The following is a 13,192-nucleotide window of genomic DNA, read 5'->3' as shown; positions in this document are numbered from 1 at the left end:
ATTCAACACCCGTTGAAACTTGTCAAACGTGAAAGCGTGCCTCCTTCAGATTTCACTGAGCCGAAATTCCGGTGAGGATGAAGGCGCGCGCCTCGGCTGCCGCACGCGCGACATCGCGCATATCCACGGCCCCTTCCGACATATTCCACACGCGCGGCGTCGAATGCAGGACTTCGATCACGACTGCGGCCATGAAGGCATATCGGAAATAGAGCGATCCCGGATCGACCTGCGGCAGCGACCGCTGTAACTCCCGGATGAAAACTAGGCTGAATTCGTCCACCTCCTCGCGCTGGTGGGTCAGAACGGGAGGCGTCGAGTTGATCCGCGCGGCGATCCGCCCCCAGTTCCGCCAGCCCGGTGCCTTGGCGACCAGCCGTTCAAAGATCGGTTCCAGAAAGCAATCCACGATCCGGTCGACGGCAATCGGGTACGGCGCTGCGTCGTGCCGCGCCTGTTCGAGCTGCTGCAATCGCTTCCGGTTGATGGCTGTGTTGCGGCGCGACAGGATGGCGATGTACAATCGCTCCTTGGAACCGAAATGATAGTTGACCAAGGCCAGGTCGACCCCGGCCCGCGAGGTTATCTCTCGCAATGACGCGCTTTCATAGCCCCGTTCGGCGATGACCGCCTCCGCCGCGCGCAGGATGCTGAGCCGCGTCCGGATTCCCGATCGATGGGCACGCCGTTCCGAAACGCCCTTCTTTTTGTTAGCCAATGACATCTCCCCTCGCATCGGTGTTCAGCCCCTCCTATCGCGCGTGCAAGCGCAGATGACAAATAGGGGCGGCGGCAGCCGGACTCGGCCAAGAACGCACCCTTCTCTGGACAAAAAAACCCACCGCACGGTGTCGCGCGGTGGGCCTTGTTTCCGAAATGCAGGTTTCGCCTTACAAGGGCACCGCCATCGCATCCACAGCCGGACTGCTGCAGCGCCCGATGTCGCTCTCCTCCTTGTGAAACAGCTTGAGCGCGTTGAGATAGCGGATCTTGTCCTTGTCCTCGTCCGACATCCGCAGATCCGCAGTCATGTCGAAACGGATCGCATCACTGCCGCCGAAATTGGTGCCATAAACCAGCTGGTCGGCGCCAATTAGTTCGCACATTGCCTGTCGCATCGGCAGGGCGTGAATTTCCGGGTCGAACCAAAAATTCTTCATATAGTGCATCAGGTCGTGCTTGTTGTGTCGCACTTCCAAGTTCTTGTTGCATTCATCAAGCCGTCCCAGCTGGTAAGGTACGAAGCCGCCGGCATGGGTGATGTAGACCTTGAGGTCCGGGAACCTGTCGAGGACACCCCCGCAGATCAGGTTCCAGAAGCACTGCGTCTCGTCATAGTTCATGCCGACGATCGCAGTGGTCTCATAGCGATCGTCATTGGCCTTTTCCCCCCAGGTCACGGACTGATTGTAACCGTGAACGAAAATCGGCAGATCGAGGTCACACATTGTTTCCCAGACGGTGTCCAGTTCCGGCGAATCGAATTCCAGGCCACCGAAGTTCGCGCCGCCGGCCGAAAGGCCGACCGCGCCATATTCCTTCACCGCATGCCGTATGATTTCCGGGCAGGCCTCAGGGACGTTGAGCGGCGCATGCGCCCAGTAAAACAGGCGATTATCGCTATCGGCGCAATAGGTGCCCAGCACCTCGTTGCAGCGCTTGGCAAAGCGGGTCGAGAAATCGGCTGGCGTCCAGTACATATAGCAGTGTGACGGAATCGACAGGACTTGGGCGTCCTGACCGGCTGCGTCCATGCTTTTGAGACGGTTGCGGCTGTCGCGTACCATCTTCCAGTGTTCTTCCAGGCTCAACGCGGTTCCCGCTTCCACGGCGGCGCGGCGCTCCGGCTGGCCAAGGGTGAGGATCCAGTGGCCCACTTTCAGGCTGAAATCGCCATTGTTCTTGACCGCGAATTGAGGCCCCCAAAACGGATCCTGATCGTAAAAATCGGGATGCACCGCATGGGCGTGGAGGTCGATCAGCATCTTGGTTACACCCTCTCTATAATTGTCGGACTCGGCATCTTGGCGCTGCTTGATGGCTAACGTCTAAAACATAACGTGGCAAACATTTCTGCAAATGGAATCTAATTCCTTTATCAGAACATTCAACGAGGCGATCCGTCTCTACCGGCTGACGGGCTCGGCCCCGGATGGCGAGCCGTCGAACCGCCGCGCAAAACGGCGCAAGACCGCATCAAAAATTGGCAGACAGTGACAGGCCGTAAGTGCGGGGTTCGCCAACGACGATGGAATTAAAGTTCGCTGCCGCCAGCGACCCCGTCCGCCCGGCATAATAGACGTTGGTCAGATTCTTGCCAAACACTGAGAGCGTCAGTTCCGACCGAGGCAGTGTGTAGGATATGCGCGCTGCAAGCAGGCCATAGCCCTTCTGCGTCACAGCCGCCTCCTGAAAGGCCGAGTAGGGAACTAAGCCGGCCGCGCCAACCGAACCCACATTGAGGAAATTGACCTTCGAGCGCCAATTATAGTCGGCATGCAGATCAATCCGCCCGCCACCGGCCATCTCAATGGGGAAGTCGCCGCTGACCGCCCATGTGACCTTCGACACCGCCGGGACAGACGTGTCCTTATACGGGCCCGCAGTGAATTTCGGCTCGATCAGGCCAACCGATCCCGCCAGACGAAGATCGCCAAGCAGCGCGGTTGCCTCAAACTCGGCGCCGTAGATGCGCTCCTTGCCAGCATTGACCACGGCGATGACGATGGTCGGCGTGCTGGACAGCAGCGAATTCTGCTGCACATTGTCGTAGATCGAATAATAAGCCGCCGTGGAAAATTGCAGCTTGCGGTCAAACAAGGAGAGCTTTGCACCGACTTCGTAACTGTCGACCTTCTCCTCCTTAAAAGGCGTAAAGAACGTCACTGTGGTGCCCGTCGGTTGCTGATGGCCGCCCGCGCGATAGCCGCGCGCGAACTTCGCATAGAGCAGACTGTCGGTATCGGGCTTGTAGTCGATGCCGACGGTGAACGGGACCGTCTTGAATGTGATACGCTTCGGGCTGAAGCTACACGCCGCGGCATCAGCGGTCAGCCCAAGCGCAGCATAGGGGCATGTCTGCGCACCGATCGCACCGTCCGGCAGGTTGGCAGTGACGACACCGGCGAAAGCGGCAGCAATCGGAAATATCGGCCGGCGATATTTGATGTCGCGATCATCAACGACATAGCGAATGCCGCCGGTTATCCGCAGATCGGGCAGAGCTTCGTAAGTCAACTGCGCGAACGCGCTCATCGATTTGTTCTGGGGTGTCAGTTCATTGACCTGCAAGCTGGAGCCGGCGCGGACGAGACCCGTATTGCGTACTTCCTCCCGAAAATAGTAGGCACCTGCCACCCAGATCAGCCGGGAATCATCGCTCGTCCCCGTCAATTGGAATTCCTGGCTGAACTGGTCGCCGACAAATTCAAACTCCAACACATCGACGGTCGGCAGCGGCGTGCCGTCCTGATCGCCGGCGCCCTGGAAGTTCATGTTGCGATAGCCAGTGATCGACTTGAGTTCCGCGAACCCCAGATCCGCCGTGGCAATGCCCGTTAGTGTGTAGATTTGCGTCTTGTTGAGCGGGTTGATGCCCTGCTGACTTACCCGGCTGCCTTCCGGCGCAACATAGGGCGCGTAAGCGGCGGGCGAGGTGCCTGCCAGATAGTCGCGCAGCACCCAGAGAGACTGGCGGTTGCGGCCGGAATAATAGTCGCCGATCAGGTCAATGCGAACCGCATCGCTGAGATCGGCCCGCAGACTACCACGGACGAAATTATCGTTCTGGTTTGCGACATCGCCAAATTGCGCGCTTTTACCCCATCCGTCATGCTGGACATGCGCTAGAACTGCGCGCGCCGCCAGCTTGTCATCAACCAGCGGGAGGTTGATGACGGCCTGAGCGGTCAATGCATTGTAATTGCCATAGGCGAACTTCAGCGATCCGCCCCGCTCATAACTGGCCTTGTTGGTCGTGACATTCAGCGCGCCGCCAATGGTATTGCGACCGAACAGCGTGCCCTGCGGACCACGCAGCACTTCGGCAGACGCGATGTCGACAAGCGCGAAGTTGCTGCCCTCTGGCCGCGCGTAATAAATCCCGTCCACGTAGGTGCCTACGGCCTGGTCGACATTTGGCAGGACGCCGCCCGGTGCGACGCCGCGAATGGCGAGAATGAGGTCATTGGTCCCATAGGGCGTGGCCGAGAAGGTGATCGCCGGCGCATTCTGGGTCAGCGCCTGTACATCTGTGATCTGGCGCTTTTCCAGCTCAGCAGTACCAAATGCGGTCACTGACACCGGCACGTCCTGCAACCGCTCCGCGCGGCGTTGAGCGGTGACGACAATGTCCTCCAGCCCCTGCGTATCTTCGACCTTGGCCGCAGCAGGGGGCGTCGGCGCCGCGGCCTGCTGAGCCAGCGCAATCGCCGGCCAGGTGAGAGCGGGGCCAATCATCAGTGCGCGCCGGAAAATCTTCATGACTTCCTCCCTTTAGGATCAGGGCCTCTGCGGGCCTTGGTAAGGCGCACCTAACTATTAGCTCTCGCCGACGCAAGCGATATTCTATCATCAGACGGATATTCTTATTTGCTCTTTTGCCGACAGCTGCCCGGCTCAGGCGGCTGCGGCGGCGATGCGCCTGCCTACGGTCGCATAGGGCCGCTGACTCGCGAACGCGACAATCGTACCGAGAAGTGCGGTCGGGAATCCCACAATCGCCAGCGACCGGCCCACTGCGGCCTCATCGGCAAACACATAGTCAGTGATCAACGCGACGGCCGTCGGCGCCAAGGCAATGCCGCCCAGTCCGGCGATGAGCAGGTAGATCGAAACGATCTGCCCGCGCATGCGGTTTGGCACGACTTCCTGCACCATCACCGGCGCGCAACTATGCCCCACCACGGATGCGAACAGCATGATGCCCAGCATCGCCAGGCTAAGTCCGGCGGTGGGCATCAAGGTCCAGATTCCAGCCATCGCCAGCGTGAGAAGCATCGAGAACTGCATGACCCGAAGCCGCGCTGCCTGCACACCCCGCGCGGCCAGCCAATCGCCCAGAAAACCGGAAAAAAGCGTCCCCATTATGCCCCCTGAGGCGACGACAATACCCAGCGTCACGCCGATCTGCTGCGGCGACAGGCCGAAAGACCGTTCGTAGAAGGCGACCGCCCAGTTGACCGCAGCGTATCCGACCACAGCAAGCGCGGTTGGACACAGGAAAATCGGCCAGAGCGCTCCCCTGTTGGAGCGCATGAACGCGAACAAATCCCTGAGCGATGGAATGGCGCTGCCACTACCGCCGGCGGCGGTTTCGCGCCTCGCCGGCTCGCGCACCAGAAACAGCAGCGATGCGAGAACGATACCCGGAGCACCGGCGATCAGGAACGCGATTCGCCAGGCCTCGGTCAGGCCGACCAACGGCAATTGCGCGCCGGCTGGCGGGATCAACTTGAGGATCAGTCCGCCGATCAGCAAGGACGCCCCCTGCCCGATCGCCAATGACAGATAATAGACGGAGATCGCCCGGCCGCGCCTGGCAGGAGCGACATAGTCGGCGATGATCGAATAGGCTGCCGGGGCCAGCACGGCCTCGCCCACACCGACCCCCATCCGGGCGATGAACAAAACTGAATAGCTGCTGGAAAAAGCGGAGAGCGCGGTCATCGCGCTCCACACGATCACCCCGCCGACGATGAGATTGCGCCGGTTGGTCGTGTCTACCAGGCGCCCGAAAGGCAGCCCCATCAGCGTGTAGATCAACGCGAAAGCATAGCCCTGAAGCAGGCTGAATGCCGTATCGGAAATGCCGAATTCCGCCTTGATCGGGGCGACTAGCAGCGCCGGGATCTGGCGATCGAGCTGCGAAAGAAGGGTTACGACGAACAGAATCGCGACGACCGTCCAAGCCCGCCACGCAGGCGGATACGGCTCGGCAACATGGTGCTCGACTGCATGATCGGTTTCGACGGACATTTCCACTCCTGAACCTTGTCGACGTCATTCTTGGGGACTGCGATGGTGCAATTTTGGCCCCTCTGCCCGCGGCAGGCCGCGGCGTTCAGATGCTCCAGCCCCCACAGACATACAGGGTCTGTCCGGTGGTGTAGCCGGCTTCGTCGGAGAGAAAATAGGCGACGGCGGCGGCGACTTCGTCCGCTTGCCCCAACCGGCCGAGCGGAACTCGGCTCAAGTCCCTTTGCGTTTGCGGACTGTCGGGCGGATTGTTGCGCTCGAACATCTCCGAATAGATGAAGCCGGGCGCGACCGCGTTCACGGTAATTGCGCTGTCGGCGAACTCGATTGCCCAGGATCGCGTCAGGCCTTCGACCGCCGCCTTGCTCGACGCATAGATCGACGTCCGCTCTCGCCCCAGCATCGCGCGGCTGCACATATTTACGATGCGCCCCCTGCCGTTCGCGCGCATCGTCGGAAGTAGTGCCTTCGTCACCCTGACTGTCGCGTGGACGTTTAGTTCATACATCGCGTGCGCAGCGTCGATGTCGACATCCTCCAGCGCAGCGCGGCCCGACGCGCCAGCGTTGTTCACCAGATTGTCTATTCGATGTTCGGCGAGAATTCCGGCCAGGGCTGCTTCCGTTGATGCGGCGTTCGCCAGGTCGACACTATAGAAAACACCCGCAAATTCCGCGATCGGTCGCCGCGCGATCCCGATCACCTCATGGCCGCGGGCCGTCAGATCGGAGCAGATGGCGGTGCCCAGTGTCCCGCCTGCCCCTGTTACCAATGTCGTCGGCATCGCTCTCCTATCCCCTTTTTGCCGCCCTTAAAGAGTGCGTGCAATGATTTCGCGCATGATTTCCGAGCTGCCTGCATAGATGCGCATGACCCGCGCATCGACCCAGGCCCGCCCGATCACATATTCGCTCATATAACCGTAGCCGCCGTGGAGTTGGAGCAGTTCGTCAAGTACGGCACCCTGCAGTTCAGCTCCCTTGAGCTTGACCATGGCGGCCAATTCGGGCGTCAGTTGCCCCTTCAGATGCAAGCCCAGACATGTATCGACAAACGAGCGCAGCATCACTGACTGCGCCTTGGCATCCGCCAGCTTGAAGCGGGTATTCTGGAAATCGAACACCGATTGGTCGAACGCTTTGCGTTCGCGGGTATAGGCGATCGTGCGCTCCAGCATGGCCTCGATCGACGCGGCGGCGCGAACGCCGACCACCAGCCGCTCCTGCGCCAGTTCGGTCAGCAGATAATAGAACCCCTTATTTTCCTCGCCCAACCGGTTGCCGACCGGCACCCGCATGTCGTCGAAGAACAGTTCGGCGGTATCCTGCCCATGCAGTCCGATCTTCTGCAGGTTACGCCCTTTGGTAAAACCGGGCGTTCCATCCTCCACGACGATCAGCGAGATGCCCTTGCGCCCTGCATTGGGATCGGTCTTTACGGCCAGGATCACCAACCCGGAATTCTGTCCGTTGGTGATAAATGTTTTGCTGCCGTTGATGACATAATGGTCGCCATCCCGACGAGCCGTCGCCCGCATCGCCTTGAGATCGCTGCCGATACCCGGCTCGGTCATCGCCAGCGCGCCGATCAGTTCGCCAGACGCCAATTTGGGCAGATAGGCACGCTTCAACGCTTCGGTCCCATAACGCAGAATATAGGGCGCCATGACGTCGGAATGGAGTGTAAAGCCCAATGCGGTGGCATTCACCCGTGCCAGTTCCTCGATAAGCACCGCCGAAAAGCCGAAATCGGCGCCCGCGCCGCCATACTCGACGGGTATCAGCGGACAAAGAAAGCCCTGCGCGCCAGCCTTGCGCCAAAGCTCGCGGGGTACGATACCCTGCCTCTCCCATTCGTCATGATACGGAACGACCTCGACCTCCAGGAAACGCCGGACCTGGTCGCGGAACATCTCATGCTCTTCGGAAAATATCGTGCGGGGAAGATCAACCATCAGTCAACGCGCTCCAATATAGTGGCAGTCCCCAATCCCCCGGCACAGCAGATTGACTGAAGCCCGTAACGAACACCACGACGCTCCATTTCGTGCAACAGGCTCGTCATGATGCGCGCCCCGCTGGCGCCGAGCGGGTGCCCAAGCGCGATCGCGCCGCCATTGACGTTGAGCCGGTCGAACGAGACGCCCGTCTCATGCATCCAAACCATCGGGACGGGCGCAAACGCTTCGTTAACTTCGAACAGATCGATCTCGTCAATCGTCAATCCCGCCTTCGCCAGCACGCGCGCGGTCGCCGCGACGGGACCGAGGAGCATCAGCGTAGGGTCCGAGCCGATAGTAGCGACCGCGCGGATGCGGGCCCGGACCTTCAGCCCGCACGACAGTGCCTTTTTTTCTGGCATCAGCAGCACTGCGGCCGCGCCGTCCGAAATCTGCGAACTGTTGCCGGCAGTCACCTTTCCGTCGGGACGGAACGCGGGCTTCAGGCCCGAAAGCTTCTCGCGGGTCGTGTCACGCCGGATCGTCTCGTCATGCGCCAGCGTGTCGATCGTGCCTACCGCATCATGCTGGCGCCATGCGGCAACCGGCACCGGAACGATCTCACGGTCGAAATAGCCAGCATCTGCGGCTGCAGCCGCACGGTGATGGCTTTCGATCGCATAATCGTCAATCGCCTCGCGGCTGAATCCCCATTTGTCGGCGATGCGCTCGGCTGCCTCGCCTTGCGAAATCTGGGGGAAACGCTCCTGAAGAGCCCAGCCGAACTGATCCCCGTAGATTTCCTTGTTCCCGCCCATCTTGACGCGCGACATGCTTTCTGCGCCGCCGGCGGCGACGATCTCGAATGCCCCGCTCGCGATCTCGCCCACACCCATATGGATGGCCGCCTCCGACGAACCGCACCGCCGGTCGACAGTGATCCCCGGTATCGATTCCGGCCATCCGGCCGACAGCAGCGACGTTCGTGCGATGTTGCCCGACTGCTCGCCCACCGCCGTCACGCATCCCATGACGACATCCTCGATGTCGGCCGGTTCGATACCGGCCCGTTCGGCAACGGCATTGAGGACCACGGCACCCAGATGGTCCGACCGCACCTCAGACAACCCTCCCCGCGCTTTACCGATCGGCGTTCGCACGGCGCCAACAATCGAAATTCCTGTCACGAATGACCCTTTCAAAGTCAGAATTCTTGAGCCATATGAGCGCACGGTCGACGGAACGCAACGTCTAACGTTAATTGCTTGTCGACTGAGGCACAGAGAGAGGATTCGAATGCGTACCGTCATAACCGGCGCCGCTAGTGGGATAGGCCAGGCCGTTGTCGACCTGTTGCTCGAAGATCCGGACGCGCATTTGCTGCTCGTAGACTTGAACAGCGAAGGACTCGCGAGAATTGCTGCGCAGCATGGCCCGCGCGTTTCGACGCTTCAGGCAGATCTATCCGCTCCGGATTGCGGCAAGCACGTTGTTACGGCGGCGATTGAAAGGTTGGGCGGCATTGACGGGTTGGTGAGCAACGCCGGCTTGCTACCGCGCGGCCCCCTGGTCGACGCAACCCTTGCTGACTTCGACCTCTCCTTCGCACTCAACGTTCGCGCCACCTGGCTGCTCGCACAGGCCGCCTATCCGCATCTGCGCGAAAGCGGCGGTAGTCTGGTCGCGACTGCATCGATGGCCGCGAGCGATCCGACGCCAGGATGCAGTTTCTACGCACCCAGCAAGGCGGCCCTGTTGATGGTTGTACGGCAGCTCGCGAATGAATGGGGGCCGGACAATATCCGATGCAACTGCGTGTCGCCCGGACCCACGCTGACCGGCATGAACAACGACACCTTCGCGGACCCCGAGAAGCGGCGCGCGCGCGAATCCACGATTCCGCTACGGCGCATGAGCATGCCGCACGACATCGCGCGAGCGATCGTGTTTCTGCTCGGCGATTCCGCATCGCAGATTTCAGGCGCAAACCTGCCAGTCGACGGCGGCCTGACGACCACCCTGATGTCCGCAGGCATGGTCCAGCGAGCCTGAAAAAGCATTCCAAGGAGCAATTTCGATGAAGCAGTTCGAAGGAAAGACCGCGCTCGTATCCGGGTCATCGCAGGGCATCGGCAAGGCGCTGGCCGTCGAGTTGGGCCGGCGCGGTGCAGCAGTGACGATCAACTATCCGCGCGAGAGCGAAGAGCAGAACGCCCAAGCGGCGGTACGTGAGATCGGGGAAGCGGGCGGCCGCGCGACCGCGGTGATGGCCGACATCTCCAAGGTGGGCGACATCGTGCGCCTGTTCGATGCGGCCGAGGCGGCGCATGGCAAGCTGGACTTCGTCGTGGCCAACGCCGGCGGCAACATCCGCCATGCCACCGTTCTCGATACGGACGAGGAATTGTGGGACGCAATCAATTCGCTGAACGCCAAGTCCACCTTCTTCATGTTCCGCGAAGGCGCCCGGCGGATGAATGATGGCGGGCGCCTGATCGGCCTGTCGTCGTCCACCACCCGTGTCGTCTATCCTGGCACGGCTGCCTATGCCGGGTGCAAGTCGGCAATCGAGATGTATTGCAAGACGCTGTCGAAGGAGATCGGCCATCGCGGCATCACCGTGAACAGCGTCGCGCCCGGCATGACGATCACGGAGGGCCTGCGCGCCTCCACCGTCCCTGAGGAACGATATGAGTTGGTCAAGTCCATCACGCCTCTCGGTCGGCTCGGTGTGGCGCAGGATGTCGCGGACGTTATCCTGATGCTGCTCGGCGACGATGCCGGATGGGTCACGGGCCAGCATGTCAATGCAGGCGGCGGCGCTTTCCACTGATGCGTTGGTGTTCGACCGCATGGCGCGCCGCAACGCACCGCCGGGTGAAGGCTGTTTGCCAATACAGCCCGCCTCGCTTATACTCCGCAGGCGTCACGCAACAACAAATCTGCAACCTCACGTCCGTCGATCGGCCAGATCGATCCACGGCATCGCAATAAGGGACCAGCCGTAAGTGTCCGACAACACCGTATCTTTACCGGACTTGGCAAGCTCTCCCAAGAAGGAAAATAAGGCTAGGAAAAGAGCAGAAGCCTCTTCGACCAAGGTTACTACGCGTGCACGAAGCGCGAAGGCGAAGCCTGTAACGGCCGCGCCAGCGGGCGAACCGGTGGATGCCAAATGGGCAGGCATGGCGGCTCTGGAACTCAAGACCCCGGTCAGGCCGGTCACGAACGCCATTCGTATCCTGCGCCACCTGAGCGACGGGAACGCGAGCACTTCGACGCAGATCGCGCGCGACCTCAAGATCAATGCCAGCACCTGCTTCAATATTCTGCGCACTCTGGTGGCGGAAAATATCCTGAGCTTCGACCATGCGGGCAAGACTTACAAGCGCGGCGCCGGCCTTCTGGGCCTGACGGCCGGGATGATGAGCCAGGAAGGACGCATTCTCGCCGCGCGCGAACGACTGTTGGATTTCGCGCGAGAGGAGAATGCGACGGTCGCGCTGTGGGAGCGCGTCTCACTTGACCGCAACGTGCTCGTCGCGACGGAACATGGCAGTGGCAATGTCCGTATCTACCTGCAGGTACAGGATCGGTTTCCCGTTCTGCTGGGATCGACCGGACGCTTGCTGGCGACACGGCTGGGCCTGTCGAAGGCGGAAATCCGGCGGCGCTTCGCCGAAACCCGTTGGTTCAACAAGCCCGATTTCGAAGCCTATTGGGACGATGCGGTCGCAGCGGCGGAGAATGGCTACGCCATTGACGACGGCGATTTTTCGGCCGGAGTGCTTACGGTGTCGGTCGCGGTAGAGGATGGTGCGGGGAATATCGGCTATTCGTTGACCGCGCTCACCTTCCGCGAATTGTGCCGTGGCCGGGCGGTTGGACGCATGACCAAGAAGCTCATGGAATTGGCGGAAGAAGTGGCCAAGTTCCTCTATTGATCCCGCCACCGAAGATGCGTGCGCGCAATCGATGTTTCAAGCCGATCATGTCCCGTGACGTGGTAGTTTCTCGTAGCCCCCGCACATTTCAGCCGCGATTTGAACCGGTCATGCGCCGGGTACAGCCGAGAGCATGACGATGGGATTGTCGCTAACGGGGCCATGGTTTCAAGGGTCATGTAGCGGGCGCGCCCGACAGCCCACTCGTTGCTCTATTCAACAAGGGTGGTGCCTATGAGGCGCGCGGCTGCGGGTCATTGAGGAAGATCCCGACACCTCCGTTCGTAAGCGTCCGACCTCGACCGTTGACTGTAGGAGACGCCCCAGAGCGAACGTTGCGATCTCGAGGCTGCGGTGCAGCTTGAATGAATGATAGCGCGAAACAGCCCCACAAAACGTGACGCCCTTCGGAAGCGGTATTGGTCGATCAAAGACGAGCACGGGTGTGGTCTATGCGAGCCCATCTTGTGGCATCTCGCCTTGGGCGGCGATTTCTCGGCAATGGTCACGCTCGCCGACACCTTTCCTATGGAGGGGCAGGTTGCGGACCGGTTCAGCAGGGCTGGCCTGTATTATCGAGCGCATAGGGACGGCTACGAATATGCTGCACAACACCTTGCCATGGACGCTTTCAATCGCGGCGATCTTGCATCCTACAGATACTGGTTACGGCGGGCAGTTCGGTTCGATCCTGACTATCTGAAACAGCTCAGACGATTTGAGACGCGGCTACCTCACCATACCGCCGGGGAGCGTGGGCGAGGTCGTCCCTACCGATCATATGATTAACCGCCTGTCGTAAGCTCGATGGTCCGCCCCTCACCCAAAAAGTGCGCGGTCACGCCTGCCGGGAGGACCATTCCCACGGTAGCAGTTAGTTGATCCGGTTGATCGGGGGGCCTTGCCGATGCGGTCGAGGATATTGGCAAGCCACTCCTGTGGATTGACACCATTGAGTTTGGCGGTCTCCAGCAGTTAAAGCATGGAAGGGTACCTCGGCGAGATATGCCCCATCTGCAGCGGTCGACAGTCAAAGCGCGACTGTCACCTGCCTGTGGACCTGCGAGCCCTCCAACCGGGGCATGACCCCACCCGCCCGAAATCGGCACCGAGAGCGGTGGGCGAACGGCAAGCTTAGTAAGCGCGGAGTCCGGCCCTAGACAAAAGGGCGGCGATTTTAGCTTCGATGCCGTCGACCCGCCGCCGCGCCGCAGGAGATTGCCTTACCGTATCGACCGATGCGCAGAGAGGTAAAAAATTCTCTTTACCGAATTCCATTCTGTATTGATCCATTCTCTCCCTGGCCTTAACTTGCCAAGATCGGTACAAGGTC

The 13,192-nt window shown here is 60.7% G+C and carries 11 protein-coding genes and 1 pseudogene; 3 read left to right on the top strand and 9 right to left on the bottom strand.

Going from position 1 to position 13,192, the window contains the following annotated elements; genetic code table 11:
- Nucleotides 1-52: 52 nt before the first annotated feature.
- The 7 genes from ACFFDA_RS00140 to ACFFDA_RS00110 form a co-directional block, all read right to left on the bottom strand.
- Nucleotides 53-718: a TetR/AcrR family transcriptional regulator gene (locus tag ACFFDA_RS00140; protein WP_404477541.1), complete on the bottom strand. Its 666-nt coding sequence runs from the start codon at nucleotides 716-718 to the stop codon at nucleotides 53-55.
- 172 nt (nucleotides 719-890) lie between these two features.
- The gene (locus tag ACFFDA_RS00135; protein ID WP_404477539.1) at nucleotides 891-1,985 is read right to left on the bottom strand and encodes an amidohydrolase family protein; all 1,095 of its coding nucleotides are present in this window, start codon (nucleotides 1,983-1,985) and stop codon (nucleotides 891-893) included.
- A 211-nt stretch (nucleotides 1,986-2,196) separates the two neighbouring features.
- A complete protein-coding gene (locus ACFFDA_RS00130; protein ID WP_404477537.1) occupies nucleotides 2,197-4,482 on the bottom strand; it encodes a TonB-dependent receptor in 2,286 nt (761 codons plus the stop codon).
- A 135-nt stretch (nucleotides 4,483-4,617) separates the two neighbouring features.
- Nucleotides 4,618-5,976, bottom strand: coding sequence for a spinster family MFS transporter (locus ACFFDA_RS00125; protein ID WP_404477535.1), 1,359 nt, complete (start codon nucleotides 5,974-5,976; stop codon nucleotides 4,618-4,620).
- Nucleotides 5,977-6,061: 85 nt separating this feature from the next.
- Nucleotides 6,062-6,760 carry an SDR family oxidoreductase gene (locus tag ACFFDA_RS00120; protein ID WP_404477534.1) on the bottom strand — a complete coding sequence of 233 codons (699 nt, stop codon included), beginning with the start codon at nucleotides 6,758-6,760 and terminating at the stop codon, nucleotides 6,062-6,064.
- A gap of 27 nt (nucleotides 6,761-6,787) precedes the next feature.
- Nucleotides 6,788-7,930, bottom strand: a complete 1,143-nt coding sequence (locus tag ACFFDA_RS00115) for an acyl-CoA dehydrogenase family protein (protein ID WP_404477532.1) — start codon at nucleotides 7,928-7,930, stop codon at nucleotides 6,788-6,790.
- Nucleotides 7,930-9,102 carry a thiolase family protein gene (locus tag ACFFDA_RS00110; RefSeq protein ID WP_404477530.1) on the bottom strand — a complete coding sequence of 391 codons (1,173 nt, stop codon included), beginning with the start codon at nucleotides 9,100-9,102 and terminating at the stop codon, nucleotides 7,930-7,932. Before ACFFDA_RS00110 ends, ACFFDA_RS00115 begins: the two co-directional genes overlap by 1 nt.
- Nucleotides 9,103-9,211: 109 nt before the next feature.
- Here ACFFDA_RS00110 and ACFFDA_RS00105 point away from each other — a divergent pair, with 109 nt between their 5' ends.
- The 3 genes from ACFFDA_RS00105 to ACFFDA_RS00095 all read left to right on the top strand — a co-directional run bounded on the left by ACFFDA_RS00105 (nucleotide 9,212) and on the right by ACFFDA_RS00095 (nucleotide 11,859).
- On the top strand, nucleotides 9,212-9,967 hold the full coding sequence (locus ACFFDA_RS00105; RefSeq protein WP_404477529.1) for an SDR family NAD(P)-dependent oxidoreductase: 756 nt from the start codon (nucleotides 9,212-9,214) through the stop codon (nucleotides 9,965-9,967).
- A gap of 25 nt (nucleotides 9,968-9,992) precedes the next feature.
- On the top strand, nucleotides 9,993-10,748 hold the full coding sequence (locus ACFFDA_RS00100) for an SDR family oxidoreductase (RefSeq protein WP_404477527.1): 756 nt from the start codon (nucleotides 9,993-9,995) through the stop codon (nucleotides 10,746-10,748).
- Between the two features lie 175 nt (nucleotides 10,749-10,923).
- Nucleotides 10,924-11,859 (top strand): IclR family transcriptional regulator, encoded by a 936-nt coding sequence (locus tag ACFFDA_RS00095; RefSeq protein WP_404477525.1) that lies wholly within the window; start codon nucleotides 10,924-10,926, stop codon nucleotides 11,857-11,859.
- Nucleotides 11,860-11,967: 108 nt separating this feature from the next.
- Here the strand turns inward: ACFFDA_RS00095 and ACFFDA_RS00090 are convergent.
- Nucleotides 11,968-12,133 (bottom strand): annotated as a pseudogene (locus ACFFDA_RS00090) (IS256 family transposase); the annotation flags it as partial.
- Between the two features lie 545 nt (nucleotides 12,134-12,678).
- Nucleotides 12,679-12,831 carry a transposase domain-containing protein gene (locus ACFFDA_RS00085; RefSeq protein ID WP_404478309.1) on the bottom strand — a complete coding sequence of 51 codons (153 nt, stop codon included), beginning with the start codon at nucleotides 12,829-12,831 and terminating at the stop codon, nucleotides 12,679-12,681.
- Nucleotides 12,832-13,192 lie beyond the last annotated feature (361 nt).

This window comes from Novosphingobium sp. BL-52-GroH, assembly GCF_044813085.1.
Taxonomy (GTDB): Bacteria; Pseudomonadota; Alphaproteobacteria; order Sphingomonadales; family Sphingomonadaceae; genus Novosphingobium.
This window is presented reverse-complemented; position numbering and strand designations above follow the sequence as displayed.